Annotated in this window: 26 protein-coding genes; 18 read left to right on the top strand and 8 right to left on the bottom strand. The window is 65.6% G+C overall.

The features are described 5' to 3' along the window. Positions 1–7: 7 nt before the first annotated feature. Positions 8–1,417 (bottom strand): amidase, encoded by a 1,410-nt coding sequence (locus FM101_RS00690; RefSeq protein WP_086993992.1) that lies wholly within the window; start codon positions 1,415–1,417, stop codon positions 8–10. Next, positions 1,414–3,447, bottom strand: coding sequence for an ABC1 kinase family protein (locus tag FM101_RS00685; RefSeq protein ID WP_241895477.1), 2,034 nt, complete (start codon positions 3,445–3,447; stop codon positions 1,414–1,416). Before FM101_RS00685 ends, FM101_RS00690 begins: the two co-directional genes overlap by 4 nt. Positions 3,448–3,548: 101 nt before the next feature. Here FM101_RS00685 and FM101_RS00680 point away from each other — a divergent pair, with 101 nt between their 5' ends. After that, a complete protein-coding gene (locus tag FM101_RS00680) occupies positions 3,549–3,875 on the top strand; it encodes a rhodanese-like domain-containing protein (protein ID WP_086993987.1) in 327 nt (108 codons plus the stop codon). Next, the gene (gene pheA / locus FM101_RS00675) at positions 3,872–4,807 is read left to right on the top strand and encodes a prephenate dehydratase (protein WP_086993983.1); all 936 of its coding nucleotides are present in this window, start codon (positions 3,872–3,874) and stop codon (positions 4,805–4,807) included. Before FM101_RS00680 ends, pheA begins: the two co-directional genes overlap by 4 nt. Positions 4,808–4,822: 15 nt before the next feature. Here the strand turns inward: pheA and FM101_RS00670 are convergent, their stop codons facing one another. Further along, entirely contained in the window at positions 4,823–5,875 is a 1,053-nt protein-coding gene (locus FM101_RS00670; RefSeq protein ID WP_086993980.1) for a diacylglycerol/lipid kinase family protein, read from the bottom strand. Positions 5,876–5,915: 40 nt separating this feature from the next. Between FM101_RS00670 and serS the strand changes: the two genes are divergently transcribed. Both serS and FM101_RS00660 read left to right on the top strand, forming a co-directional pair. Further along, the gene (serS, locus tag FM101_RS00665; protein ID WP_179204192.1) at positions 5,916–7,202 is read left to right on the top strand and encodes a serine--tRNA ligase; all 1,287 of its coding nucleotides are present in this window, start codon (positions 5,916–5,918) and stop codon (positions 7,200–7,202) included. Between the two features lie 149 nt (positions 7,203–7,351). Further along, entirely contained in the window at positions 7,352–8,188 is an 837-nt protein-coding gene (locus FM101_RS00660; RefSeq protein WP_086993974.1) for an HAD family hydrolase, read from the top strand. 23 nt (positions 8,189–8,211) lie between these two features. On the opposite strand, the gene FM101_RS00655 is transcribed toward FM101_RS00660, so the two are convergent. From FM101_RS00655 to FM101_RS00645, 3 genes are read right to left on the bottom strand one after another with little or no spacing between them, the layout of a single operon-like run. After that, on the bottom strand, positions 8,212–8,850 hold the full coding sequence (locus FM101_RS00655; protein WP_086994151.1) for a hypothetical protein: 639 nt from the start codon (positions 8,848–8,850) through the stop codon (positions 8,212–8,214). A 20-nt stretch (positions 8,851–8,870) separates the two neighbouring features. Beyond that, entirely contained in the window at positions 8,871–9,548 is a 678-nt protein-coding gene (locus FM101_RS00650; RefSeq protein ID WP_086993971.1) for a YczE/YyaS/YitT family protein, read from the bottom strand. Between the two features lie 13 nt (positions 9,549–9,561). After that, positions 9,562–10,050, bottom strand: a complete 489-nt coding sequence (locus FM101_RS00645; RefSeq protein WP_086994147.1) for an inorganic diphosphatase — start codon at positions 10,048–10,050, stop codon at positions 9,562–9,564. Positions 10,051–10,179: 129 nt separating this feature from the next. Between FM101_RS00645 and dacB the strand changes: the two genes are divergently transcribed. The 14 genes from dacB to panC all read left to right on the top strand — a co-directional run bounded on the left by dacB (position 10,180) and on the right by panC (position 23,827). Further along, positions 10,180–11,751 (top strand): D-alanyl-D-alanine carboxypeptidase/D-alanyl-D-alanine endopeptidase, encoded by a 1,572-nt coding sequence (gene dacB / locus FM101_RS00640; RefSeq protein ID WP_143269144.1) that lies wholly within the window; start codon positions 10,180–10,182, stop codon positions 11,749–11,751. A gap of 93 nt (positions 11,752–11,844) precedes the next feature. Beyond that, positions 11,845–12,990 (top strand): zinc-dependent metalloprotease, encoded by a 1,146-nt coding sequence (locus FM101_RS00635; RefSeq protein ID WP_086993965.1) that lies wholly within the window; start codon positions 11,845–11,847, stop codon positions 12,988–12,990. A gap of 131 nt (positions 12,991–13,121) precedes the next feature. Beyond that, entirely contained in the window at positions 13,122–14,078 is a 957-nt protein-coding gene (gene tilS, locus FM101_RS00630) for a tRNA lysidine(34) synthetase TilS (protein WP_241895478.1), read from the top strand. A 60-nt stretch (positions 14,079–14,138) separates the two neighbouring features. After that, on the top strand, positions 14,139–14,690 hold the full coding sequence (gene hpt / locus FM101_RS00625; protein ID WP_086993959.1) for a hypoxanthine phosphoribosyltransferase: 552 nt from the start codon (positions 14,139–14,141) through the stop codon (positions 14,688–14,690). Positions 14,691–14,840: 150 nt separating this feature from the next. Beyond that, positions 14,841–16,964 (top strand): ATP-dependent zinc metalloprotease FtsH, encoded by a 2,124-nt coding sequence (gene ftsH / locus FM101_RS00620; RefSeq protein ID WP_086993956.1) that lies wholly within the window; start codon positions 14,841–14,843, stop codon positions 16,962–16,964. Between the two features lie 76 nt (positions 16,965–17,040). Continuing rightward, positions 17,041–17,601: a GTP cyclohydrolase I FolE gene (folE, locus tag FM101_RS00615; RefSeq protein WP_241895490.1), complete on the top strand. Its 561-nt coding sequence runs from the start codon at positions 17,041–17,043 to the stop codon at positions 17,599–17,601. Between the two features lie 6 nt (positions 17,602–17,607). Continuing rightward, on the top strand, positions 17,608–18,549 hold the full coding sequence (gene folP / locus FM101_RS00610) for a dihydropteroate synthase (protein ID WP_086993950.1): 942 nt from the start codon (positions 17,608–17,610) through the stop codon (positions 18,547–18,549). Between the two features lie 2 nt (positions 18,550–18,551). Beyond that, positions 18,552–18,956, top strand: a complete 405-nt coding sequence (gene folB, locus FM101_RS00605) for a dihydroneopterin aldolase (RefSeq protein WP_241895479.1) — start codon at positions 18,552–18,554, stop codon at positions 18,954–18,956. Continuing rightward, positions 18,953–19,459 (top strand): 2-amino-4-hydroxy-6-hydroxymethyldihydropteridine diphosphokinase, encoded by a 507-nt coding sequence (gene folK, locus FM101_RS00600; protein WP_086993947.1) that lies wholly within the window; start codon positions 18,953–18,955, stop codon positions 19,457–19,459. The genes folB and folK overlap by 4 nt, the downstream gene beginning before the upstream one ends. Positions 19,460–19,465: 6 nt before the next feature. Beyond that, entirely contained in the window at positions 19,466–19,966 is a 501-nt protein-coding gene (locus FM101_RS00595) for a DUF3180 domain-containing protein (protein WP_086993944.1), read from the top strand. Continuing rightward, positions 19,947–20,459 carry a PH domain-containing protein gene (locus tag FM101_RS00590; RefSeq protein ID WP_086993941.1) on the top strand — a complete coding sequence of 171 codons (513 nt, stop codon included), beginning with the start codon at positions 19,947–19,949 and terminating at the stop codon, positions 20,457–20,459. The genes FM101_RS00595 and FM101_RS00590 overlap by 20 nt, the downstream gene beginning before the upstream one ends. Next, positions 20,456–21,958 (top strand): PH domain-containing protein, encoded by a 1,503-nt coding sequence (locus FM101_RS00585; protein ID WP_086993938.1) that lies wholly within the window; start codon positions 20,456–20,458, stop codon positions 21,956–21,958. Before FM101_RS00590 ends, FM101_RS00585 begins: the two co-directional genes overlap by 4 nt. Then, the gene (locus tag FM101_RS00580; protein WP_086993935.1) at positions 21,951–22,826 is read left to right on the top strand and encodes a Rossmann-like and DUF2520 domain-containing protein; all 876 of its coding nucleotides are present in this window, start codon (positions 21,951–21,953) and stop codon (positions 22,824–22,826) included. Before FM101_RS00585 ends, FM101_RS00580 begins: the two co-directional genes overlap by 8 nt. Positions 22,827–22,861: 35 nt before the next feature. Next, positions 22,862–23,827 (top strand): pantoate--beta-alanine ligase, encoded by a 966-nt coding sequence (panC, locus tag FM101_RS00575; protein WP_428844128.1) that lies wholly within the window; start codon positions 22,862–22,864, stop codon positions 23,825–23,827. On the opposite strand, the gene FM101_RS00570 is transcribed toward panC, so the two are convergent. Further along, complete coding sequence (locus tag FM101_RS00570) at positions 23,805–24,716, bottom strand: aminoglycoside phosphotransferase family protein (protein ID WP_086993929.1); 912 nt, start codon at positions 24,714–24,716, stop codon at positions 23,805–23,807. The two genes, panC and FM101_RS00570, sit on opposite strands and share 23 nt — an antisense overlap. Positions 24,717–24,721: 5 nt before the next feature. Then, positions 24,722–25,741: an NAD(P)H-dependent flavin oxidoreductase gene (locus FM101_RS00565; RefSeq protein WP_086993926.1), complete on the bottom strand. Its 1,020-nt coding sequence runs from the start codon at positions 25,739–25,741 to the stop codon at positions 24,722–24,724. Positions 25,742–26,200: the final 459 nt, after the last annotated feature.

Below are 26,200 nucleotides of genomic sequence, written 5' to 3'. Positions count from 1 at the left end.
TCGATGGCTAGGAGTTCATGATCTGGGCACCGAGGGCCAGCAGGTCGGCTTCCGACCCGTGGGCGCTGATTAGTTGGACGCCCATCGACAGTCCGGAGGCCGTCCAGGAGGTGGGTACCGTGAGGGCCGGAACCCCGGAGACATTCACGATCGAGGTATAGGGCGTGTAGCGGCACTGGAGCTCGTAATCGAGATCGGCATCGTGGGCGGTGAACCAGCCGATCGGACGCGGCGTCAGGGCCATGGCCGGTGTGAGCACTGCGTCGTAGCGGCCCCATTGGGCCCGGCAGTCCTCGGCGATCCGGACCAGGATGGCGGCGGCGGCCTCCTTCTGCGCATCGCTGCGTCCGATCGCCCGGGCGCGGAAGGTCCGGGTGAGTTCGGTCAGCACCGGGGCCGCCGCTTCGGGGAGATCGGATTCGGCCAGCCCTGCGGTCCAGATGGCCTGGAAAGCCTCGGGGAATCGGTTGTCGTAGCGGATATCCGCTTCCTCGACCCGATGCCCTGCCGCTTCGAGCCGGGCAATACCTGCCTGCACAGCGATGTCGGATTCCGGGTCCAGGGCAACCTCGTAGCGGCGGTCAAAGGGCGAGGTGCGTGTCACGCCGATCCGCAGCCGTCGTCCGTGGGCAGGCTCTGCCCGCCGGGCGGCTTCGCGGTACCCGATGGATCCGGTCAGCGAATCCATCAGGAGCCCGGCATCCTCGGCGGTGCGGGCCAAGGGACCGGAGACCACGAAACGTGGGGCACCGAACCTGTCGACCCGGCCGTTGACCAGGTCGGAAGGGACCGTGCCGAACCCCGGTTTCAAACCGATGAGCCCGCATGCCGAGGCAGGAATGCGGACCGAGCCCCCGCCATCATTCCCCGGAGCCACCGGGAGCAGTCCGGCGGCGACGGCTGCGGCACTACCGCCCGAGGAACCTCCGGCGGAGAGCGATGGATCCAGGGGGTTGCGGGCCGGGGCGGCGATGTGGTTCTCCGAATAGCAGTTCAACCCGAATTCGGGGATTTGGGTTTTCCCCAGGGACAGGGCGCCGTCGGCACGCAGGCGGGCCACCAGAGGGCTGTCTTGTGCCGCGGGGGAGGACGGGACGGCAGCACTGCCGAAGGTGGTGGCGACCCCCTTGACGTCCCAGAGGTCCTTATAGGCCAACGGCATCCCGTGCAAGGGCGGTAGGGCCCGGCCCTGGGTGCGGGCCCATGTCCCCTCGGTGTCGGCGGCATCTGCGGCGTCCAGCGCCTGCTCGGCAGTGATGGTGATGAAACTGCCCAGACGTGGATTGGCCTCTTCGATGCGGGACAGGAAGTGTTCGGCAGCCTCCCGGGCAGAGAGTTCCCCGCTGGTGAGCAACTGGCCCAGTTCGACGGCGGTGAGATCGTGGAGTTCGTTGCCTCCGGCATCGGGGTGGGTCATGATTTTGCCTTCCGGGAGTCGTGTTCGTCGTCGCGGTCGTGCTGGAAGACCAGCACCACGGCGCGCAAGGCCAAGATGAAGCCCATGAACAGCAGGATGTAGCCGAAGAACGCATGCATCCTGATGCTTTCGGTCAGGAAGGGCCCCGACTCGGTGGTGATCAGAAGGATCGCCGCCAGGGTCGCGGCGCCGGCCAGGAGGGCCACGACCACCTGTTGGACCAGTCGGTTCAGGAACCCGCGGTCGGCAGGGTGGGCGAGCACGCGGACGTTGACCGACAGGCGCCCCTGTTCGATGTCCTCGGTGATCTGATTGAGTCGTCGGGGCCATTCGCGCAGCGTCGGCAGCAAAGCCATCGCTTGGATTTCGAGCTGATCGCGGATGGAGCCCGGTGTGATCTGGGAGCCGATGATCTTGCGGCCGGATTTCCGGGCTGCAGCGACCACGTTCAGACCAGGCTCGATCAACATCAAGGTCCCCTCCAGTGCCCCGAGGGCCCGTAGTGCCGCGGCAACCTGTGGGGGGACGGAGAAGCCGTTGCGGACGATCAGCGAGAACAGGGCAGTGAACATCTCCGAGCCGCCCTGGCCACCGAAACCGTGACGGTAGCGCACCAGGAGTTGGCCCAACGCGCGTTCAAAGCCTCGGTGATCGAAGTCCTCGGGCCGGTCCAGCAACCCCAGCAGGGCATCGGTGGCCAACTGGTTGTCGTTCTTGTCGACGGCGAACAACAGCAGGTTCAGCGATTGCTGGCTGGACGGGTCCAGCCGCCCGACCGCCCCAAAGTCCAGCAGGGCCAACCCGCCGTCGCCGGTGATGAAGATATTGCCGGGATGCAGGTCGGCGTGGAAGACGCCGTCCCCGGAGATCTGATGCAAGGTGGCGTTGAGGAGTTCCTCGGCCAGGGCCCGGCGTTGTGCGGGATCCAGGGTGGCCAATGCCGCGCCGGCGGAGCCCACCGGTTGTCCCAGGAGCTCGTCCATCACCAGCAGCCGGGGGCCACTGAATGCGGTGTGCACCTGCGGGACGGTGATCCGGAAACCGTGCAGCGAGGCTTCGATGGCCTGCATGTTCTCGGCTTCGATCCGGTAGTTCAATTCCTCGCTCAGGGAATCGGAGAAACCACGGGCTAGGGAGGCCACGCCCAACCGGCGCGCCCAGGGTGCGGAGCGTTCCAGCCAGCCGGCGATCTGCACCACGATGGCGCGGTCACGTTCGACCTGGGCGAGCGCCGACGGCCGCTGGACCTTGACCACCACCGCCGTGCCGTCGTGCAGGGTCGCCCGATGAACCTGGGCGACAGAGGCCGAAGCCAGGGGTTCGTGCTCAATCGAGGCAAAGGCCTCCTCGGGTGAACGGCCCAGGCTCCGCGCCATCGCGGCTTCCATGACCGGCCACGGCTCGGGGGTGGCCTGGGTCTGCAGATGGGAGAGTTCGCGGATATAGGGCTCGGAGAGCAGGTCGCGCCGCGTCGAGAGCATTTGACCGAGCTTGACGAACGTCACCCCTGCCTCATTCAACGCCTCGCGCAGTGAACGCGCCGTCTGCTCCTGCCGGGCATCGGCGTGGCGGCGGTTCAGGCCGCGGGCCTGGGCGAGCAGGCCGTGCCGCACGGCGATCCGCATCACCTGGAAATAGCGTGCGCTGTGCGACCTGCGGGTCTTCCACCCGGTAAACAGGCGGACCGGGGAAGGCAGGGTCCCGGTGGGGAAGGTGATTTCCAGGACCATCAGCAGGGCGACACCCAGGGCAAAGATCCAGATGAGAGCCAACGCGGCAAACATCAGGGCGACCACCGGGGAGACCTGCAACTGGGTGTCGTCGGGGATGAAAGCCGCTCGAAACAGGTACCTCACCACGAAGCTGAGGCCCACGGACATGAGCAGTCCCACGGCAATGGAACGGGGCCAGCCCACCGGGACACCCAAGACCCTGCGGGAAACCCCCGCGACGATCCAGGCCTGAAGGATGAGGAAAACAGCACCCAAAACGACCGTCAACGTCCATCCCACGCCGTCTAGTGCTGTCATGCCGGCATTCGGATCCATATCAGCCCTTCATGATTCGGGGTGGTGGTCCCTCCCCACTATAGGCTGGGGATCGAAGCAGGAAACCGTCGAAAGGATGAACGATGAGCGAGTTCGAAACCGTGGAAGTCACCGGTGTTCCGGCCGGAGCCAAAGTCCTGGATGTCCGCGAGGACTACGAATGGGCCGAGGGCCATGCTGCGGGTGCCGTGCACATCCCGATGGGCGACATTCCGCAGCGGCTGGAAGAACTGGATCCGGACGAGGACACCTATGTCATCTGCCGCACCGGTGGGCGTTCGGCCCAGATTGCCGGTTGGCTCGTCGGGCAGGGGTATTCGGCCTTCAACATCGCCGGAGGCAGTGGTGCCTGGCTCGAAGCGGGCTTGCCGATGAAGAGCGAGAACGGTCAGGATCCCACGGTCCGATGAACTACACCTACCTGGGCCCCGCGGGGACCTTCACCGAGCAGGCGCTCCTGCAGGTCCCTGGGGTCCAGGAGGGTCAGCGGGTGTCCTCCACGAGCGTGAACCTGGCCTTGCAGCGGGTCAGGGACGGGGAATCGGATGCGGCCATGGTGCCCATCGAAAATTCCGTCGAAGGAGGCGTCTCCGCGACCCTCGACGCCATTGCCAGTGGTGGTGCCCTGCAGATTGTGCGCGAAGTTCTGGTGCCGATCAGCTTCGACCTGGTCGCCCGGGAAGGGATCACCTCGCTGGAGCAGATCCGGACCGTTTCCACCCATGGGCACGCCATTGCCCAGTGTCGCGGCTGGGTCCAGCAGCACTTGCCGAACGCTGAGTTCGTGCCGGCTTCCTCCACGGCGGCCGGGGCATTGGGGCTCTTGGATCCTGACTGCCGGTACGACGCCGCGATCTGCTCGCCGCTGGTGCTGGAACAGAACGACCTGAAATTGATGCACCGCGGGGTCGAGGACAACACCGGTGCCGTCACCCGTTTCGTGCTGGTCACCCGGCCCGGGCCGGTTCCGGGCCCCACCGGCCATGACAAGACCACGGTGGTCATCCCGCTGCCCGAAGACCATCCGGGGGCCCTGATGGAGATTCTCGGACAGTTCGCCGCCCGCGGGGTCAACCTCAGCCGGATCGAATCCCGTCCCACGGGTGAGGGGCTGGGCTCCTACTTCTTCTCCATCGACGTCGAGGGACATCTCTCCGAGGCACGGGTCGCGGATGCCTTGGCCGGCCTGCACCGCATCAGCCCGCAGATTCGTTTCCTCGGCTCCTACGCCAACGCCAACGGTGTCAGCGAGCCAGCCCACTCACCGGCTCGACATAATACGGATCAGGCCTTCCGGCAGGCGCATGCCTGGGTCGGGAAACTGCTGGATCCCCAGCAGTAGGTCAGGGGACCGGGCCTAGGTGGTCGGAACCCTGACCTTCAACGCCAACGGCATGTTCGTCACGGTGACTGCGATGATGTTTCCGGTGGTGTCCCCATCAAGTTGGGAGCCGATTTCCTCCGCTGCGGAGATGTGGATCCGCCGTGCCTGAAAATATTCGATGACGGGGATGGCCCGGCGATGACGAAAAGCGGTTTTCGCTGCAATCCATGCCCAGCCCACGGCGGAGCGCGGACTCATGACCACCAAGTCCAGGACGCCGTCGTCAATTTTTGCATCCGGGACGAGTTCCAGGCCCGCTTGGAGTTTGCCGACATTGGCGAAGATCAGCGACCGGATCTCCCGGTGGATGGGTTCGTCGTCGTCCAGGGTGATGGTCACCGGTCGGCGTTTGCCGGGCAGATGTCGCATCCCGGCTTCGGCATAGGCCAGCGGACCCACCATGGCCTTGAGGTCGGCCCGGGTGTCGGCCATCATCTCGGCGTCGCTGCCGACCCCGGCCATGACCAGAAAAATATGCGTGTCGGTGGTGCCGTCGGCCCGTTCCAGCTCCATCCGTGCTGCGTCAATGCTGCGGGTCCGGCCCTGCAAAGCGGTATGAACACAAGACCCGATGTCCTCGACCTCGAAACCGAGGTTGCGGGCCAACAGGTTACCGGTCCCCAAGGGCAGGATGGCCAGGGAGGCCCTGCTTCCGGCCAAAACCTCACCGACGGCCCGGACGGTCCCGTCACCGCCGGCAACGATGACCACGTCACATCCGGCCGCCAGAGCCTGCCGGGCCATGGCGTAGCCCGGGTCATCCGCAGTCGTTTCCAAGACCAGGGGCTCCTCCAGACCGGCCGAGGCCCAGGCCAGCATGAGGGCCGAACGGACCGAATCGGCGTTGTTTTTGGTCGGGTTGATCACCAGGGCACTGCGGGAATTCAGGGCCAGTGCGTCGGAGACCAGGGGGGTGGAGGCGATGCCCCGCACCTTGACCTTGAGACGGCCCACGGCGACGAGACTGGCGGCGGCGATGAGCAAGGCAATGACGACAAGGATGAGGGAAAGGTATTCGATGGGCATGATGCTCCATACGATAGCGGGGATTCGGTAACCTGTAGTGGTGATCGATGTTAAAGAGCTCGTAGAGAATCCCGTAGCCTTCCGTGCCTCCCAACGATTCCGTGGGGCCGACGAATCCGTGGTGGACCGGATCATTGCCGCGGATTCGTCCCGCCGCGACGCGATCACCAGTTTCGAGAACCTGCGCGCGGAGCAGAAGGCCTTCGGAAAGAAGGTCGCCGCGGCACAGGGCGAAGAGAAGGCCGCACTGTTGGCGGAGGTCAAGGAGCTGGCGGCCCGGGTCAAAGCAGAACAGGCGACCGCCGACGCCGCGGCCCAGGAACTGGTATCCCTCCAACGGTCGGTCCCCAACCTCATCCAGGACGGCGCCCCGGCAGGTGGGGAAGATGACTTCAGCGTCATCAAAACCGTCGGAGCCCCCCGCGACTTCGCGGCCGAGGGATTCGCCCCCAAGGATCACCTGGAACTCGGTGAACTGCTGGGGGCCATCGACATGGAACGGGGGGCCAAGGTCTCCGGCTCACGGTTCTACTTCCTCAAGGGAGTGGGCGCCCGACTGGAGATCGCGTTGATGAACATGGCGCTGGACCAGGCCATCTCCAACGGCTTCATCCCGATGATCACTCCGACGCTCGTGCGCCCTGAAACGATGCAGGGCACCGGATTCGACGTCGAACACGACGACGAGATCTACCGGCTCGAACGCGACGACCTGTACCTGACCGGCACCTCTGAGGTGGCGCTTGCCGGATACCACGCCGACGAGATCCTCGACCTGTCGGCCGGGCCGTCCCGCTATGCCGGATGGTCCACCTGCTACCGCCGTGAGGCAGGCTCCGCCGGCAAGGACACCCGCGGAATCATCCGGGTGCACCAGTTCAACAAGCTGGAGATGTTCATCTACTGCCCCATCGAGGACGCGGCCGCAGAACACCAGCGGCTGCTGGCCTGGGAAGAGGAGATGCTGGCCAAGGTAGAACTTCCCTACCGGGTCATCGATACCGCAGCAGGGGATCTGGGCATGAGCGCGGCACGTAAATTCGATTGCGAGGCCTGGGTCCCGACACAGGATGACTACCGGGAACTGACCTCCACCTCGAACTGCACCACGTTCCAGGCACGCCGTCTGAACATCCGCGAACGCACCACCGACGCCGACGGCAAACCGGGCAAAAACCGGTCGGTGGCCACGCTGAACGGCACCCTGGCGACCACGCGGTGGATTGTGGCCATCCTCGAACACCACCAGAATCCCGATGGTTCGGTCACCGTCCCGGCGGCCCTCCGGCCCTACCTGGGTGGACTGGAAGTTCTGCCCGTCCTCTGAGACGGAACGGACGGCAGCCACCGGTGCCCCGGCCCCACGGCGGGGGCACCGGCAGGTTAGTCGCCGGTTCCCTGTTCGTCACCGGATGTTCACCGGAGATTGTGACCGAGGCCCTGTGCAACCACCGGGGTCGATGATTGGCTAGAGTCATGACCATGATTATGAATACCGGCATCGAAGACCGGGTAATGACCACCCAACAGAAGATGGTGTGCCTGGACGTCGACGGCACCCTCGTTGACCACTACGGGCATATGTCCGACGCCGTCAAGGAAACCGCCCGCAACATCGTGGCGGCAGGACATGAGGTGATCGTCTCCACAGGACGTTCCCTGGGGGCCACCTTGCCCATCGTCCAGCTCCTGGGCATCACCTCCGGCTACGCCGTCTGCAGTAACGGCGGCCTGACCGTGCGAATCGACACCTCCTTATCCGTGGGCTACGAAGTGATCGATCGCCAGACGTTTGACCCGGCGCCTGCCCTGCAGGCCCTGCGCAGTGCCCTGCCGACCGCCAAGTACGCGCTGGAAAGCGATCAGGGCGATTTCTTGGCCACCGAACGTTTCCAGGACGCCAGCTTCGGAGTCCAGGCGAAGGCCGTGACCTTCGAAGAGATGATGGAAGCCACCGCGGTGCGTCTGGTCGTCTTCTCCAGCGACAACTCCTCCGAAGAGTTTGTCGAAGCCGTCCAGACGATCGGCCTGCAGGGGGTCGCCTACTCCGTGGGGTGGACGGCCTGGCTCGATATTGCCGCCGAAGGCATTACGAAGGCCAGCGCCATCGAGGCGCTTCGCGGGGAACTCGGTTTCGACATCCAGAACACCGTGGCCGTCGGCGATGGCCGCAATGATATCGAGATGCTCGGCTGGGCCGGGCGCGGCGTCGCCATGGGGCAGGCCCCCGACGAGGTCAAGGCGGCCGCCGACGAGGTCACGACGACCGTCGATGAGGACGGCTTGGCCCGCGTGTTGCGCAGCCTCCTCTAGGGCGCTGCCACAAGACGGTGGGCTCAGCGGCCGGAATCATAGGGATAGGTGGCCGCCGGTAGCTGGGTGGGGCCCGCCACCAGGGACAGGAGCCGGGCCACCGCCGGGCGGCAGGCCCACTCCTCGTTCCAATTCGAACGGACCACCGCCTTGGAGACCGCCTGGGCGGTGATCCCCAGTTCCGCGGCAATCGCCTTCTGCTGCCCCCGGACACCGGGGATCATCAGGTCCAGGACCGACCATTCGGCCTCGGTGCGGGTGGCGACGATCTGACCGACCAGACGGGCCACGGCCTCCGCCTCGGCGGCCACCTCGGAATCCGGGCCGGCGACGGCCAGGGGGATACGCTCACCGGTCTTTTGGGCCCTGTTGACGGCCCTCCGGGCGTAGACCAGCCCGAAGCCCTCGGCGTCGACGATCGCCGCCGGATACGGCGCCTGGACCGGACCGACCCCGATCCCTACATGCCAACGGTGTTGGCGCAAGGCGGTCATCGCCGCGTCGAGGGCGTGTGCAGGATCCGCGAGGACCCCGATGGCTTCGTCGCCGAAGGACCGTTGGAAGGGCAGCAGGGTCGGTACCGGGACGAGGGAATCGATCAGTTCCTCGACACGGTCCCCGACCTCGCGGGAATCCCGTTGGTTGATGGTGAGGACGAACATGGCACCAGTCTGCCCGACGATCAACCGTTTACGGTTGATTCCAAGGCCGTGCCGTCGGCCAGATCGACCACGGTCCAGCGCAGGAAGAACTGGGTCGAGGGCCCGATCAGCAGGGCATAGGCAACGGTGCCCACCCCGACGGTCCCACCCAGTAGCCAGCCGATCACCAGGACGGTCACCTCGATACCCGTGCGGATCAGGCGTAGGCTCCAGCCGGTCCGCAGGTGCAGCCCGGTCATCAGCCCGTCGCGCGGACCGGCTCCGAACTGGCTGCCGATATACAGCGCCCCGCCAAGACCGTTGATGAGCAGGGCCACGGCGATCACGGCGACCTGGAGCGCCAGGCCGTGGATCTCCGGGAGCAGCCAGAGCGTGAAGTCAGCGGAAATACCGATCCAGATGGCGTTGGCGATCGTCCCCACGCCGGGCCATTGGCGCAGCGGGATCCACGCCAGCAGCACCAGCAGGCCGACGATGATGATGATCGTGCCCAGGCTCAACGGGATATGCCGTGCCAGACCCAGGTGCAGCACATCCCAGGGGGCCACCCCGAGCCCGGCCCGGACAAACGCACCCATGGCCACCCCGAAGAAGGTGAGCCCGATGAACAGGCGCACGAACCGGGACGGCAGCCGACCCGCACGCAGCTGCTGCAGCGGCGTCAGCGGCAGCAGGACCGGGCGGGCAGCGGAGGGCACGGAGGGGCAGTGGCTACTGGGCGGGGGAGGAGAACCGCTCGATGGAACGCTTCAGCTCGGCCTCTGCGGCTTCGCGGCCTTCCCAGCCCTCGGCCTTGACCCACTTGCCCGGTTCCAGGTCCTTATAGTGCAGGAAGAAGTGCTCGATTTCCTTGATCAGCCACTGGTCCACATCCTCCAGTTCACGGATGTGGTCGTAGCGCTTATCCGCCGGGACGCAGATCAGTTTGGCGTCGCCGCCGCCGTCGTCGGTCATGTTGAAAACGCCGATGGGACGTGATTCCACCAGGACGCCGGGAACGAGGTCGATACCCGGCATCCAGATCAACGCGTCCAGCGGATCGCCGTCTTCGCCGAGGGTGTCTTCGAAGTAGCCGTAATGGGTCGGGTACTGCATGGGGGTGAACAGCACGCGATCCAGGCGCAACCGGTGCGTTTCATGGTCGATCTCGTACTTGACGCGGGATCCGGTGGGGATCTCGACGGTGACGTCATGGTTCATGGGGGTCCTCGACTTTCATGCGGTGGGGCGGGCCGGAAACAGGATTCGGCCGCGCGCCGTCTAGTCTTAAAGCTGCTGCCTCCAGAGTATAGGGCGGCGAAGGGCAATCACTACTCGAGGAAGAAGCCGATGAAACGCTCCACGCGGACGCTGACCTCGTTGCTGCTGGTCCTGGTTCTGGGCGTCCTGACGGGCGTCCTGGTGCTCAACCTGCTGCCCGCCTTTCCCTCGCTCGCCTCGGCGGTGAACCTGCCCTCGATTCCGTCATCGTCCACGGCGCCCACCGCGCCGCAGGCCGACCCCGCCGTGGCGGAACCCAGTGTGGCGCCGGCGACGGCAACCGCCCTGGCCCCCCTGGGCGGGGCGGCGGAGCGGCCCGATGCCGCCGTGCTGAAGAAATCGTTGGATGCTGCGTTCAAGAAGACCTCGGGTGGCACGTTCAGCGCCGAAGTCTCCGACCTGGCCACCGGCAAGGTCCTGTACCGCCGCAAGGCAAACCAGGCCAGCGCCCCGGCGTCGAACCTGAAAATCCTCACCGCAGTGACCGCCCTGAAACAGTTGGGCGGGGAAACGACACTGCCCACCACGGCGGTCCTGGGTGCCGATGACACGGTGGTACTGGTCGGCGGTGGTGACGTGCTCCTGGGCGCCGGCACCTCCGAACCCGACGCCACCGTCAGCCGCGCCGGATTGGCGACCCTGGCCCAGCAGACCGCCAAGGCCCTGTTCGCTTCGGGGAAGCTCGACGCCGAAAAGAAAACAAAACTCGACGTCGTGGTGGATGACACCCTGTTCACCGGTGACGCGCTGAACCCGGTCTGGGACGAATCGCTGATGACCACCTCGAACATCACTGCCGTCCAACCGGTGGCCATGTACGGTGCCCGCCAAGACGCAGGGGCCAAGAGCGTGCGGGTGCCCGATCCGGCGATGACCGCCGCCACCACGTTCCGCTCCGCACTCTCCACGGCGGTGGCCGCGGAACAGAAAAAGGCGGACGCCACGGCGAAAAAGGCAGCCAGCACCGGCTCCGCGGCCGCTGGCTCCTCCTCCGCGAAACCCTCCTCGACAGCAGCCGGTGCACCGAAGCTGAGCATCGGCAAGAAGGTCGTCCGCGGTGAAGCGGGATCGGAGACCACCGAATTGGCACAGGTCCGTTCGGCTTCGGTGCTGGAACAGCTGGCCTTCATGGGCGAGGAGTCGGATAACTATGTTGCCGAGGCCATGGGCCGGCTTTCGGCCATCGCCGCAGGCCGGGAGGCCACCTTCGGTGGGGCCACCGATACCTTGCGCGCCGCCGCCGCATCCCTGGGCGTGGACGTGAAGGGCATGTCCCTGTCGGACACCTCCGGCCTGTCGGACCGCAACCGGCTGACCCCGCACCAGCTCACCGACATCATTCGTGCCGCCGCGACGTCCACGGACCCCGACCTGCGCGATGTGTCCTACCTGTTGCCGATCTCCGGGGCCACCGGAACGTTGAAGGACCGGCTGACCTCGAAGGCCACTCGCGGGCAGATCCGTGCCAAAACCGGGACGCTGACCGGTGTCGCCACCCTGAGCGGCACGGCCGTGACCGCGGACGGCAGGGTCCTGGCCTTCGCGTTCTTCGGCCACGGATTCGATGGTTCGTTGGGCCCGGCACGCGACGGACTGGATCGGGCAGCCGGCGTGCTGGCCGACTGCGGTTGCACCAAATAGTCGGCTCCCGGCAGACACCGCCGGGCCCGAGGGTGGCTACGCCTGAAACGAAATGACGGACAGCAGGGCTCTGCCCGTGATGAGATGGGACGCATGGGAACTTCCGCCACGAACACGCAGCTCATCAACTGGGACGCAGCAGGTAGCACCGCCGAGCGCCTGGTCCGGCCCGGCCCGAAATTGAAGGCCGGGCAGATCGACACCGTGGTGGAGGACCTGCGGTTGAAGGCCGACGCCTCCGTGGAGCATGTCTACCGGATCACCGGGCTCGAGGCCGCCCGTGACCTGCGCGACTCCACGGTCCTGATCGTGGACCGGGGGACCTGGGCGCGGGCCAACGTGCAGAGCTTCGAAGGGTTGCTGACCCCGGCCATGGAACGCCTGGTCGCCTCCCAGGAAGACAAGATGTCCCCGGCGGCCATCGCGGTGGGTGGGCGTACCGCAGGGGTCGAACTCGGCGGCATCCTGGCCTTCCTCTCCTCCAAGGTGCTGGGCCAATACGATCCCTTCGCCGGTCTGCTCGGTGAGGGCCCCTCCGGCGGCCGGCTGCTCATCGTGGCCCCCAATATCGTGGAGATCGAACGCGAACTCTCGGTGGAACCTGCTGACTTCAGGCTCTGGGTGTGCCTGCACGAACAAACGCACCGCGTCCAGTTCGCCGCCGCCCCCTGGCTGCGGGACCACCTACAGGAAACCATCGCGGAAATGACCGGTGGACTGATGGACTCGCCCGGTGGCCTGGCCGAACGGCTGAAGGCCGCCGGACAGGATGCCCTGTCCTCCCTCACCCAAAAAAGCGAAAACGCGGGAACGACGCCGGAATCCTCGGCAGCTGCCCAGTCCTCGGCCGGGTTGCTCTCGGCACTGCAGGATCCGGAGGGCAGGGCCCTGATGAGCCACCTCACAGCGGTCATGTCGCTGCTAGAGGGCCACGCGAACGTCGTGATGGACGCCGTTGACTCCTCGATCGTGCCCACCGTGAAGACCATCCGCCAACGCTTCAACGCCCGTGGCGGTAACCGCGGGGTCATCGAAACGTGGATGCGCAGGTTCCTGGGTCTGGAGGCCAAAATGCGCCAGTACCGGGACGGCCAGCGCTTCGTGGGGGCCGTGGTCCAGAAAATCGGGATGGACGGATTCAACGTCGTCTGGGAGCGCGTGGAGAATTTGCCGACAGAACACGAGATCCACCACCCGCAGGAGTGGATCGACCGCGTGGCCGTCACCACCTCACGGTAGTCGTGGGAGGCCACCTGCCCCCGGCCCTGGCCGGGGCCCGCCGCGCGATCCTGGACAGTGTGCGATCACTGGGCGCAGCACCACCGTCGGCATCCGCTCCTCCCAGGCGCCCACGGCGGGATCCGGAATTCGTGCTCATCGGGTGCAGCGGGGGAGCGGACTCCTTGGCCCTGGCGGCGGCGGCCTCCTTCCTGGCCGCAAAGCAGCAGCTGCGCGTCGGGGCCATCATCGTCGACCACGGGCTTCAAACCGGTAGCGCCGACGTCGCACACACGGCGGCCAACCAGCTGCGTGGACTGGGGTTGGAACCGGTCCTGGTGCGCCGGGTCGCCCCCGCGGGGACCACGGAGGCGGAAGCCCGCAGCGCCAGATACGCGGCCTTCGAACAGGCGCTCGCCGATACCGGGGCCACCGCGGTGCTGCTGGGCCACACCCTGGACGATCAGGCAGAACAGGTGCTGTTGGGCCTGGCCCGGGGATCGGGCACCCGCTCGCTGGCCGGCATGCCCGCGGCCCGCGGCCCGTACGTGCGCCCACTGCTGGGGTTGCGTCGGGCCGATACCGAGGCGATCTGCGCCCATGAGGGTCTGGACTACTGGGTCGACCCCACCAATGCCGACACCTCACTGCTACGCAACCGGGTCCGACACGAACTTCTGCCGCTGCTCGAGGACGCCCTGGGACCCGGACTGGCCGAGGCATTGGCCCGCACCGCGACCTTGACCCGTCGGGACGCCGACCACCTCGAGGCCGAAACCGCCGAGGTAGCGGCCCGGATCGAGCTGCCCTGCCCCGACCCGTCCGGCGTGCTGCTGGATCTGTCCCTGCTGCGCGGGCTCGACCCGGCGCTGCTGGGCCGGGTATTACGTGCCGCCGTCGTGCACTGTGGCGCCCCGGCGCCAGGATTCGAACGGGTGGCAGCATTGGAGAAACTTGTCGGTGGTGGAGGGTCCGCGGGCCCCATCCAATTGGATGGGCACGCCGAAGCCAGACGCCATCGGGCAGGAACCCACCCCGAAACAGTCCGCGCCGTCATCGCGATCACCGGACCCGGTTCTGCACCGACGCCCGGGCTGTGGCAATCTTGAACCCTAAGGCGCACTCCCTTTAAGCCGTTGCGCAGGCACAACCGATCACAGGAGCCATTCGTGGATTCGAACGACGTCACCGCCGACCTGGCACACGTTCTGTACACCAAGGAAGAAATCCAGGAGAAGATCACGGAGCTGGCTGCCCGGATCGACGCGGATTACGTCGGCCGCGACATCCTCGTCGTCGGCGTCCTCAAGGGCGCGGTCATGGTCATGGCCGACCTGGTGAGGGCCCTGCACTCCCACGTCAACATGGACTGGATGGCCGTCTCCTCCTATGGTTCGGGAACCCAATCCTCCGGCGTCGTGCGGATCCTCAAGGACCTGGACACCGACCTGCTGGGCAAGCATGTGCTCATCGTCGAGGACATCATCGATTCCGGTCTGACCCTGTCCTGGCTCAAGGCGAACCTGAACTCCCGAGGCCCGGCGTCGGTGGAGATCTGCACGCTGCTGCGTAAGCCCGAGGGCGCCAAGGTCGAGATCGACGTGAAGTACGTCGGCATGGAGATCCCCAACGAATTCGTGGTCGGCTATGGGCTGGACTTCGACGAGAAGTACCGCAACCTGGACTTCATCGGCACGTTGGCCCCGCACGTCTACCAGTAGGACGACGCCGGGGTCCTTACGCCGTCAGGGGAACTCCCCGGCGCGCTCAATCGTGCATAGTCACGAGAGTGCTCTGATAGAGGCACCGAAAACTTTTCCGGACGACACGTCGTCCGCGACCAGGAGGGATGGGGGTCAGGCCCCCAACGCATGAACGTCAAGAAGATCTTCAACAGCTGGGCCGTCTGGGTCCTGATCGGTGTCGCGGCACTGCTCATCTTCCTGCCGACCCTCACCGCAGGGAACACCGGCCGGGTCGATACCAGCGTCGGGCTGGAACTGCTTAAGGACCATAAGGCCTCCGAGGCGAAGATCTACGACGGGGACCAGCGGGTTGACCTGTCCCTGAAGGACGACTTCACCCTGGACGGGGACAACAAGGGCAAGAAGGTCAGCTTCTTCTACTCCACCGCCCGGGCCACCGACGTGGTTCAGGCCATGGATGACGCCCAGCTGAAGGGCTATAACGACCAACCGGTGGAAAACAACTGGTTCGTCAGCATGCTCGGGTTCATCATCCCGTTCCTGCTGATCGCCCTGCTGTTCTGGTTCCTGCTCTCCCGCGCGCAGGGTGGCGGCAATAAGGTCATGAAGTTCGGCAAGTCCAAGGCCAAACTGATCACCAAGGACATGCCCCAGGTGACCTTCGTGGACGTGGCCGGCGCGGAGGAAGCCGTCGAGGAACTCTACGAAATCAAGGAGTTCCTGGAGGAGCCCGCGAAGTTCCAGGCGGTCGGCGCCAAGATCCCCAAGGGCGTGCTGCTCTATGGCCCTCCGGGTACCGGTAAGACGCTGCTGGCCAAGGCAGTGGCCGGCGAGGCCGGCGTCCCGTTCTATTCGATCTCCGGTTCGGATTTCGTGGAAATGTTCGTCGGCGTCGGCGCCTCCCGGGTGCGTGACCTCTTCGAACAGGCCAAGACGAATTCACCGGCCATCATCTTCGTCGACGAGATCGACGCCGTCGGCCGCCATCGTGGCGCCGGCGTGGGCGGTGGCAACGACGAACGCGAACAGACGCTGAACCAGTTGCTGGTCGAAATGGACGGCTTCGACGCCAACACCAACGTCATCCTCATCGCCGCCACCAACCGTCCCGACGTCCTGGACCCGGCCCTGCTGCGTCCTGGCCGTTTCGACCGGCAGATCCCGGTGGAGGCCCCCGACCTGGTGGGTCGCGAACAGATCCTCAACGTCCACGCCCAGGGCAAGCCCATGGCGGATAACGTCGATCTGAAGGCCGTGGCGAAGAAGACCCCCGGGTACACGGGCGCCGATCTGGCCAACGTGCTCAATGAGGCGGCACTGCTGACCGCCCGCTCCAATGCCCAACTGGTCGACGACCGGGCCTTGGACGAGGCGATCGACCGGGTCATGGCGGGACCGCAGAAACGTTCCCGGCTCATGAAGGAACATGAACGCAAAATCACCGCTTATCACGAAGGCGGTCACGCCCTGGTCGCCGCGGCCATGCGCCAGACGGCCCCGGTGACGAAGGTGACGATCCTGCCGCGTGGACGGGCGCTGGGCTACACGATGGTGGTGCCCGAGGACGATAAGTACTCGATCACCCGCAACGAGCTGTTGGACCAGATGGCCTACGCCATGGGTGGCCGGGTCGCCGAGGAGATCATCTTCCATGACCCCTCCACTGGTGCTTCGAACGATATCGAGAAGGCCACCGGAACGGCCCGCAAGATGGTCACCGAATACGGCATGAGCGAACGCATCGGCGCCGTGAAACTCGGTTCCGCGGGCGGGGAACCGTTCATGGGCCGCGATGCCGGCCAGGATCGCGGGTACTCGGATGCGATGGCGCGGGTCATCGACGAAGAGGTCCGTTCCCTGATCGACACAGCCCACGATGAGGCGTATGCGGCGCTCACCGAGAACCGCCACGTGCTGGATCGTCTGGCGTTGGCCCTGCTGGAGAAGGAGACGCTGAACCAGAAGGAGCTCGCCGAGGTCTTCGCCGATATCGTCAAGCAGCCCGAGCGTGAGGTGTGGCTGTCCAAGTCCAGCCGACCGGTCCACCCCGAGGGTCCCGTGCTCTCCCCGCGGGAACGCCGGCAGGCCGCAACACGTCATGAAGGGTCATCTGGCCCCGAGGACGATGAAGGGCATGCCGACGCCGTCGTCGATCCCGGATCCGGCCCGTCCCTGCCCGGCGGAAACCCTGGCCCCGACACCGGTGCGGGCGGCGGGTTCGGTCCCGGAACCGGTGGTGGAACCACCCCCGGCCTGCCCGGTTCGGATGGACCCGGAAACCTCGACTGAGCCCACTCAGGCTAGGATCGACATCGTGAGCACCTTAGAGGAAGAAGGCACCATCGTGTCCGAAACCGCCAACCCCGTGGACCAGGAACGCATCGCCCGAGCGGTGCGGGAGATCCTCTTTGCCATTGGGGAGGACCCGGACCGCGACGGCTTGGTGGACACCCCGAAACGGGTGGCCAAGGCCTACACGGAATTCTTCGCAGGACTGCACGGTGATGCGGGGGAACTGCTGTCGACCACGTTCGACATCGACCACGACGAACTGGTCCTGGTCAAGGACATCCCGTTCTATTCCACCTGCGAGCACCACCTGGTTCCCTTCCATGGCAGTGCCCATATCGGGTACATCCCGGGGCCCGACGGCAAGGTCACCGGGCTGAGCAAGCTGGCCCGGCTGGTCGAACTCTATGCGCGCCGGCCCCAGGTCCAAGAGCGACTGACCACCCAGATCGTGATGGCTTTGATGGATCATCTGCAGCCACGGGGTGCCATTGTCGTCATTGAATGCGAACATATGTGCATGTCCATGCGGGGTGTGCAGAAACCCGGTGCGAAGACCGTCACCAGTGCCATGCGCGGGCAGTTGCGCGATCCGGCTACTCGCGCCGAGGCGATGAGCCTCATTCTCGGAAAGTAGGTCACCATGTCCCTCGGAGCAATCCCCGGAACCGGTCCCGCCACCTCCCCGCTGCCGGTCATCCGTGCCGTGAAGTCAGCGAAGAACGTCTCCCAGCTTCCCAAGGACCGCACGCTGGTCATGGGCATCCTCAACGTCACGCAGGATTCCTTCAGCGATGGCGGCAAATATCTCAAAACCGATGATGCGATCCAGCACGGACTGCGCATGCTCTACGCAGGGGCTGACATCATCGACGTCGGCGGGGAATCAACCCGCCCCGGCGCCGACTATGTGGACCCTTCCGCCGAACAGGGGCGCATTCTCCCGGTCATTGCCACCCTGGTCAAAGCCGGCGCGATCGTCTCCGTCGACACCATGCATACCGCCACGGCCCGTGCGGCGTTGGACGCCGGGGCCCAAATCATCAACGATGTCTCCGGGCTGACCCACGAAACCGATATGCCGGCCCTGGTGGCCGAACGCAAGGTCCCCTACGTGCTGATGCACCGCCGGGGGGACCAGCAGACGATGGCCGGAGAAGCGAACTACGACGACGTCGTCGCCGAGGTCGTGGACGAGCTGAAGACCGTACGCTCCACGTTCACCGACGCGGGGGTGGCCCCGGAGCACATCGTCATCGATCCGGGACTGGGCTTCGCCAAGGACCCGGAGCACAATTGGGCCCTCTTGCAGGCCATCCCCGAGTTGAAGGCCTTGGGACATAAGGTCCTGATCGGGACCTCACGCAAGAGGTTCCTCGGGGCACTGCTGGCCGAGGCCGGCAAACCGGCGCCCCCGGCCGAGCGTGATGTCGCCACGGCGGCCACCAGTGCCCTGGCCGCTGCCGCCGGAGCCTGGTGCGTCAGGGTGCACGACGTCGAAGGGACGCTGGACGCGTTGAAGGTTGCCGCTGCCTGGACGAACCCCGCCTCCACCGGAACCACTCCGGCCCCGGCGGGAGCCTGATCATGGGCGGCGGGCCTTCCCTGATGCCGGCGGTGCCGGCCGAGCAGCGAGACCGGATCTGCCTCAGTGGGATCACAGCGATCGGACACCACGGGGTCTTCGAACACGAGAAACGCAACGGCCAACCCTTCGTCGTGGACGTGGTGCTGTATACGGATATCAGTGCCGCCGAAGCCTCGGACGAGGTCACCGATACCGCGCATTACGGCGAGCTCGCCGAGCGGGTCAAGGACGAGATCACTGCGGGCCCGTACAACCTGATCGAGAAGCTGGCCGGCAAGCTAGCCACCATGGTGTTGGCCGAGTTCGACGTCGCCGCGGTGGATATCACCGTGCATAAGCCGAAGGCCCCCATCGAGGTTCCCTTCGGAGACGTGAGCATCCACATCCACCGGGAACGCGCATGAGTTCCCCCGTTCGGGCCGTGTTGGCATTGGGCAGCAACCTGGGCGAACGCTCAGCAACACTGACCGAAGCCGTCGCCGAACTGGTTGCCGATCCTGCAGTGAAGCTATGCCGCGTATCGCGGCTCGTGCAGACCAAGCCCGTCGGTGGGCCCGGGGAACAACCCGATTTCCTGAACCTGGTCATGGAGATCGAAACCACCCTGGAGCCCCTGGACCTGCTGGCCTGGTGCCAGTCGGTGGAGCAGAACCATCACCGTACGCGTGAAGTCAGATGGGGTGCCCGTACCCTGGACGTCGACGTGATTACCTATGCCGATGTGGTCTCCGACGACGAAGTCCTGACCCTGCCCCACCCCCGCGCCGCCGAACGCGCGTTCGTCCTGCAGCCCTGGGCTTGGATGGACCCCGAGGCAACATTGGGTGGCCGCCGGGTGGCAGAACTGGCAGCCGAAGCCGCCGACCTGCAGGGACTGGACCTCTACACCGCCGACGAGGACGGCTGAGCGGTGATGAACGCCATCCGCCCGATGTGGTTGCTGCTGATCTGTCTGGGATCCGCTCTGGTCGGCTGGGTCGCCCAGGTGCTGTTGACCACCAACGGATTCACCTCCCCGGTGCTCCAGTGGCCATCACTGGTCACGATGGTCGCCGGCATGGCGATCACCTTCGGATTCGGTCTGCGGGTCAGACGCTATACCCAGGGCAAACTCAAACGCCGCCTCGATCCGTTGCAGGCCGCCCGGACCCTGGTCCTGGCCCAGGCCACCGCCTATGCTGGCTCGTTGATCGGCGGTTGGCATATCGGCTTGCTGCTGGATGTGCTGGGCGCCGGTTGGGGGAACCAGGTGGTGATCTCATCCCTGGTGATGATTGTCGGGGCGCTCGTGATGGTTATCGTGGGATGGGTTGTGGAGCAGTTCTGCAAACTGCCTCCCGAGGACCCATCGGCCCCCGGGTCGGGGAGTCGGAAGCGGGAGGAAGACGAGGGGTATGCCGCAGGAACCAATTGATCCGCAGGGCCTGGTGTTCCAGCGGGTCTCACCGGCCTATGCCAAGGTGCGGTTGGTTGGCTGGGCCATCTCGGCGTTGGTGACGTGGGCGGTTTTGGCCGTGCCGCTGGTCCTGATGCTGACCGGCGTCTGGGCCGGGTACCCTGCCTGGCTGGCGTGGGGGTTGCTCGGTGTGGCAGTCGTCTTCGATGTGATCCGCATGGCCATTATTCCCCGACAGGTCAGGGCCATTGGCTATGCCGAACGCGACGACGATCTACTCATCCGTTCCGGCCTGATGTTCCAGCAGGTTCTGGTCGTCCCCTACGGGCGCATGCAGTATGTCGATGTTGCGGTGGGACCTATCGACCGGGCCCTGGGCCTGTGCAAGGTCCAACTTCATACCGCTTCCACGGCAGCCAAAGCCGAGATTCCCGGCCTGCCCTCCTCCGAAGGGACCCGCCTGCGTGAGCGTCTCTCGGCCCGCGGCGAGGCGAGGCTGGCCGGACTGTGACCGGCGATCAGACGTCGCAGCCCGGGATGGAGGAGTCGGCCCCCTGGCGGCGGGTCCACCCGGTCTCCCCCATGGTCAGGGGCTGGCTCGTCGTGGTGGCGTTCCTCTACTTCTTCGGCCAGAACGCATTGAACAATATCTTCGGGTCCGGTGAACTTCCTCCCGAGGCCGAAAAGGACTGGGACTTCACCCCCAGCGTGCTGCTGGTCATCGCCGCCGGGATCGGCATCCTGGTGGTGATCATGGTTGGTTTCTTCCTGTCGTGGTACTTCACCAAATATCAGGTCACCGATCGGCATGTGCAGGTGAATTCCGGGGTCGTCTTCCGCCAACAACGCCAGGCCCGGATCGACAGGGTCCAAGCCATCGACATCGTCCAGCCGCTGGTGGCCCGCATCTTCGGCCTTGCCGAGCTGAAATTCGAGGTCGCCGACTCCGGATCCACCGCCATGCGGCTGGCCTATATCAAGATCGCCGCTGCGAAGGTCCTCCGCAATGACATCCTGGCCCGCGCCGCCGGGCTGAAACAAGAGCGTGAGGCCGGCCCCGCCGCCGAAGGACCAGCACCGGAGGTGGCCGCGGAACCGGTGGCCTCCGTGCCACCGTCCCCTGAGGCCCCCGAACGCACCGTGGCAGTGGTGCCGCCCCCACGCCTGATCGCCGCGACCCTGCTCTCCCCATGGCTGGCGGCTGTGCTGCTGTTCGTTATCAGCATGATCGTCGCCACCGTGGCTTCCGACGGCCAGATCAGCCTTTTCTACCTGATTCCGGGACTGATCGGCGTCGTCCCCGTTCTGTGGGGACAGTTCAACCAGGGCTACAACTTTCGTGCGGCCATGAGTGAGGACGGTCTGCGGCTCAGCTACGGATTGCTGGAGACCAGCCACCAGACGGTGCCTCCGGGGAGGGTCCAGGCGGTCATGGTCACCCAAGGCATTATCTGGCGGCGTTTCGGTTGGTACCGGGTCGTCGTCAACGTCGCCGGATACGGCAACCAGGAAGGTTCGCTGCGTTCGACGCTGTTGCCCGTGGGTACCCGGCAGGACGTGCTCAACGTGTTGTCCATCGTGCTGCCCGAACCGGGAACCGACCGGCCCTCCGAACTGGTCGGGGCGGGAATCGGCGGTTCAGGAAGTTCGGAGGGTTTCATCACCTCCCCGCGCAGCGCCCGCTGGCTTTCGCCGTTCGCCTACCGCCGGCAGGGCTTCGCCGTGACCGAGACGGCACTGCTTTCCCGGGCCGGTGTGCTCACCCATTCGCTGGTGATCATTCCGCATGAACGCATCCAGGGCATCTTCCTCACCCAGGGGCCGCTGAACCGCCCGCTGGGACTGACGGGAATAGAATTCTGCACCACCGACGGACCGATCTCACCGAGGGTGAAGCAAATGTCATTGGAGACCGGGCGCGAACTGTTCATGTCCCAAGCATCCCGGGCGGCCCGCGCGCGCCGTCTGAAGGACCGCGACCACTGGCTGGAAGAGGAAAATCATGAGTAAACCCGGACGTTTGGGCGTCGGCATTATCGGCGCCGGCAAGGTAGGTGCTGTCCTGGGTGCCGCCTTGAGGTCGGCCGAACACGCCGTCGTGGGGGTCCATGCGGTCTCCGAAGCCTCGAGGGATCGAGCCGACATCCTGTTGCCGGGGGTTCCCGTCTTGGAGATCCCCGAGATCGTCCGACGTTCTGAACTGGTGTTGCTGGCTGTGCCCGACGATGCCTTGCCCCCGTTGGTCAAGGGCCTGGCCGACGCCGGGCACTGGCAGCCAGGACAGTTGGTGGTCCATACCTCAGGGCGTTATGGAACCGGGATCCTCGCCCCCGCCCAGGCGGCAGGTGCCATCCCGTTGGCCATCCACCCGGCCATGAGCTTCACCGGGATGTCCCTGGACCTGGTGCGTTTGAACGAATGCATGTTCGGGGTCACCGCCGCGGCCATGGTCCTACCGATCGCCCAGGCCCTCGTGGTGGAGATGGGGGCCGAGTCCACGGTGATCGCTGAGGAGGACCGCGGGACCTATCATGCTGCCCTCGCCCATGCCTCCAACCATCTGGTCACCCTGGCCGGCCAATCAGCCGAGCTGCTGCGCCGCATCGGGGTTGAGGCGCCCGAACGCGTTCTGGGACCACTGATGCGCGGTTCGCTGGAAAACGCGCTGGCCTCGGGGGAGGGAGCCCTGACCGGGCCGGTTGCCCGCGGCGATACCGGGACCATCAACGCGCATCGGGCCGCCCTGGCCGGTGGGGAGATCCCCTCCGACATCCGTGACGCCTACCTGGCGATGGGGCGGGCCACCGCCCAGCGTGCCCTGGACCGGGGACTGCTCAACGAGACGCAGGCGGCAACGATCCTCGACGCCTTGTCCTGAGGCCGATTACCGGCCCGCGGGGTTAGACTCATCGCGTGAATACTGCAGCACCACGCCACCATGACGTGAGAGCCTCGGACGCCACTGGGCCGGTTTTAGTTCGAACTGCCGCCGAACTGGCCACCCTGAGTACCCGACTGCTCTCGGAAGTTTCCTCCACCGGCGGGCCCCGACGTTTGGGGCTGGTCCCCACGATGGGTGCTCTCCATGCGGGACACGAGCACCTGGTGCGTGCGGCCCGTACGCAAAACGACGTCGTGGTCGTCTCGGTGTTCGTGAACCGCCTGCAGTTTGATGATCCTGCCGACTTCGAACGCTATCCGCGCGACCTCGAGGCCGACTGTGCGCTATTGGCCGCGGCCGGAGCGGATATCGTTTTTGCTCCCGAGGAACCAGAAATCTACCCCGGGGGTGCCCCGCTAGTGCGCCTGTCCAGTGGCAAACTGGGGGAGAAGTTCGAAGGTGCCTCACGGCCCGGTCACTTCGATGGCATGCTGGCCGTCGTCGCCAAATTGCTGCATATCGCCCAGCCCTCCTCCCTGACCCCGGTCCCGGTGGAGTACAGCGCGTACTTCGGGCAGAAAGACGCCCAACAGTTGGCCATCGTGCGCCGCATGGTCACCGACCTGTCCTATCCGGTGCACATCCGGGCCGTACCGATCGTGCGGTCCGCCGAAGGGCTCGCGTTATCCAGCCGGAACCAGTTCCTCACCCCCGAACAGGCCGAGGCGGCCCTCGTCCTGAGCAGGGCCTTGTTCCTGCTGGCCGATCGTGCCGAGGCCCATGAGGCGTTGATGATCGACGAGGCGGAGGAGCTGGTGGACAGCCAGCCCCTGGTGGCGTTGGACTACCTGGAGATCGTGGATCCTGAGACGTTGGAACCGTTGGCCTTCAACTGCCGGGAAACCCCCTTCACCGGAGGCGCGCTGGTCCTGGTGGCCGCGCAGGTGGGCGAGGTGCGGTTGATCGACAACCTGCTTATTGGCGACGCCCGCGACTGATATGGCCCGGTGGGCGGTCTTCGCCCCGGTCCACGGCTCGGCCCAGCATGCCCCTGCCCTGCTCCTCGAAGGACCGGTCGCCCATCTGGTGCGCCCAGACAATCGTCCCCAATGCCTGCATGAGTTCGTCGAGTCGGCGTCCCGCGTCGACGGTTTCATCACGACCCGCCGCCTCCTGCGGGTGGTAGCCCCGCAGGAAGGCCTCCTGCAGTTCCGGGGTCCTGACGAAATCGTGATGTTCCATCCTGACCAGATCCGTGTACCAGGGCCGAAGTTCGGCCCGGCCGAAATCAATGACGGCGACGCGACCATCGGGCCGGATGACCCAATTTCTGGGGTGGTAATCGCCGTGGGTGGGGACCACCTCGACGGGTGAGGGGACGAAGGCATTCAACCAAGCCTGCACGTGGTGCAGCTGATCGGGCGGGGCGAGTCCCGGAGCCCGGGCCAGCCAGGCACGCGTTTTGGAGAGAATCGAGTGTTCATAGTGCCCATCCACTCGTGGGGCTCTCCCGCGATGCAGGCGCCCCAGCAGTTTCCCGGCCTGCTCGAAGACCAGAGGGTTGTACTCGTCGGCAGTGCCCCGGGCCAATTCCCCGTCGATGAACGTTTTCACCAGGAGCCCGGCCTCGGCTTCGTATCCGAGCATTAGCGGTACGTCGGAGGCCAGGGGCTGCAGCCAGTGGCGGTGGGCCTGGGACTCACGGTCGAGATGGTGCCGGTCTGGGGAGGCCTTCAGCAGCAGCCTGCGTCCGGCATGGGTGAATTCCAGGACGGTGATGCCGTAGGGCCAACTGTGGTCGGCGATGCCGTCCGCTCCCGGGTAGAGCTGCTCCAGGCGAGCCTGTTGCCGGGCCGAAAGCCCAGGATGCCCCCAGCTCTTGGTCATGGGCTTCAACTCCAGCGAGCCGCGGCAGCACCGAGATGGGTACGGAAACCAGATAATTCGGCCACGATATCGGCCGCGGTCTCCTGTCCGGCTGTCAGGGCGGCCGACTGTCCCGCATAGACAGGGGCCGTCGACACATCGCCTCGGGCACGTGCCGCGTTGACGCTCTCGGTCAGGGACGGGTCTTCGGCCAGGGCATTGATGAGTCCTTCACGATCCTGGGCCCACTGTTCGGTGAAGTCATTGCGGAGGGCGCGACCGCCAAATTCGGTGGGCCAGGGGATACGTTGGGCTAGATCGAAGACCTGCGTGAAGACGGTGTCGTCCAAACCGGCTGCAGCAATCGCTTCTTTGACCCGATCATGGCTGGTGGATTCGCTGGAGGCCGCGAAGCGGGTTCCGACCCAGGCGGCTTGGGCACCGGCAGCCAGGACGGCGGCAACTCCTCGGGAGTCGGCGATGCCACCGGCGGCAATCACCGGTTTATTGGTCGCTGCGAGTGCCTGCTGCAATAAGGGCAAGGTGGCCACGTCATTGCGGCCGTGACCGCCACCTTCCCCACCACGGCAAACGACGACGTCGATATCCGGTTCGAGGGCCCGCTGCAGGTCGGCCTCGTTTCCTACCTGCATCGCACACAGGGCTCCAGCTTCGCCGATCAGCATTGCTGCGGGGCCCGGATCGCCAAAACTGACACACACCAGCGACGGTCCGTGACTGAGGACCTCGTGCAGGGGCTGGAGGGAACGTTCCAAGACCCAGGCCATCAAACCCGCCCCCCACGCGCGTCCGGGGGCCCGGGCCAACGCGGCCTGTTCGGAGATCCACTCCGGACTGGCGGTGGAGCCAATGCCGATCATGCCCAGTGCGCCGGCGGAGCTGACGGCCGCGGCCAAGGCACCGCCGGCGGCACCGGCCATCGGGGCGTTGATCAGTGGCAGGTCCAAACCCAGCCGGTGGGATAGGTCAAAGGTGGCAGCCGTGAACTGGGCCTGCTGGTCCGTGGTGTTTTGATCGCTGGGCATACTCCCAGTCTAAGGAGGAACGGTGTGATGCAGGCCTCAAATTCCGGGTTCGTTGAATCCGTACCGTTGTGGGCAAGGATGGCCATGAATCCCGCGTCATCGCGGGGTTTTTGGTGGAGAGCCCCTCCGATTTGGTGAGGGGGCTGAATCCGTGTAAAGTTTTCTGAGTCGCCGAGACGAGTACAGCGGAAACGCAGACGATCGGAAGGCGGCCACCTAACAAAATCAGTCCGAAATGGACCGGGATTTTTTGCGTCCCGAACCCAGTTTGGATCGATTGCGTAGCGTACTGCAGAAACACCGGAAACGATGGATTTGCAGAGCGACACGCGGTAAGGTAAGTTAGACAAGTTGCTCCAGAGCGAAGCGGTTGGCCGGAAGGTGGGATCGTGGAAGTTGGAAGCGTCTGTTGTTTGAGAACTCAATAGTGTGCCATGTTTGTTGACACCGATTTTTTTA

The sequence above is a fragment of the Arthrobacter rhombi genome (genome assembly GCF_900163545.1).
GTDB lineage: Bacteria > Actinomycetota > Actinomycetes > Actinomycetales > Micrococcaceae > Arthrobacter_H > Arthrobacter_H rhombi_A.
Note: the sequence above shows the minus strand (reverse complement) of the source record. Positions and strands in the feature narration are given on the sequence as shown.

Excerpts from the sequence above, each read along its gene's own strand:
- FM101_RS00690 (WP_086993992.1), bottom strand. The coding sequence starts at position 1,417 with ATGACCCACCCCGATGCCGGAGGCAACGAACTCCACGATCTCACCGCC.
- FM101_RS00685 (WP_241895477.1), bottom strand. The coding sequence starts at position 3,447 with ATGACAGCACTAGACGGCGTGGGATGGACGTTGACGGTCGTTTTGGGT.
- FM101_RS00680 (WP_086993987.1), top strand. The coding sequence starts at position 3,549 with ATGAGCGAGTTCGAAACCGTGGAAGTCACCGGTGTTCCGGCCGGAGCC.
- pheA (WP_086993983.1), top strand. The coding sequence starts at position 3,872 with ATGAACTACACCTACCTGGGCCCCGCGGGGACCTTCACCGAGCAGGCG.
- FM101_RS00670 (WP_086993980.1), bottom strand. The coding sequence starts at position 5,875 with ATGCCCATCGAATACCTTTCCCTCATCCTTGTCGTCATTGCCTTGCTC.
- FM101_RS00660 (WP_086993974.1), top strand. The coding sequence starts at position 7,352 with ATGACCATGATTATGAATACCGGCATCGAAGACCGGGTAATGACCACC.
- FM101_RS00655 (WP_086994151.1), bottom strand. The coding sequence starts at position 8,850 with ATGTTCGTCCTCACCATCAACCAACGGGATTCCCGCGAGGTCGGGGAC.
- FM101_RS00645 (WP_086994147.1), bottom strand. The coding sequence starts at position 10,050 with ATGAACCATGACGTCACCGTCGAGATCCCCACCGGATCCCGCGTCAAG.
- dacB (WP_143269144.1), top strand. The coding sequence starts at position 10,180 with ATGAAACGCTCCACGCGGACGCTGACCTCGTTGCTGCTGGTCCTGGTT.
- FM101_RS00635 (WP_086993965.1), top strand. The coding sequence starts at position 11,845 with ATGGGAACTTCCGCCACGAACACGCAGCTCATCAACTGGGACGCAGCA.
- ftsH (WP_086993956.1), top strand. The coding sequence starts at position 14,841 with ATGAACGTCAAGAAGATCTTCAACAGCTGGGCCGTCTGGGTCCTGATC.
- folP (WP_086993950.1), top strand. The coding sequence starts at position 17,608 with ATGTCCCTCGGAGCAATCCCCGGAACCGGTCCCGCCACCTCCCCGCTG.
- folB (WP_241895479.1), top strand. The coding sequence starts at position 18,552 with ATGGGCGGCGGGCCTTCCCTGATGCCGGCGGTGCCGGCCGAGCAGCGA.
- folK (WP_086993947.1), top strand. The coding sequence starts at position 18,953 with ATGAGTTCCCCCGTTCGGGCCGTGTTGGCATTGGGCAGCAACCTGGGC.
- FM101_RS00595 (WP_086993944.1), top strand. The coding sequence starts at position 19,466 with ATGAACGCCATCCGCCCGATGTGGTTGCTGCTGATCTGTCTGGGATCC.
- FM101_RS00590 (WP_086993941.1), top strand. The coding sequence starts at position 19,947 with ATGCCGCAGGAACCAATTGATCCGCAGGGCCTGGTGTTCCAGCGGGTC.
- FM101_RS00580 (WP_086993935.1), top strand. The coding sequence starts at position 21,951 with ATGAGTAAACCCGGACGTTTGGGCGTCGGCATTATCGGCGCCGGCAAG.
- FM101_RS00570 (WP_086993929.1), bottom strand. The coding sequence starts at position 24,716 with ATGACCAAGAGCTGGGGGCATCCTGGGCTTTCGGCCCGGCAACAGGCT.
- FM101_RS00565 (WP_086993926.1), bottom strand. The coding sequence starts at position 25,741 with ATGCCCAGCGATCAAAACACCACGGACCAGCAGGCCCAGTTCACGGCT.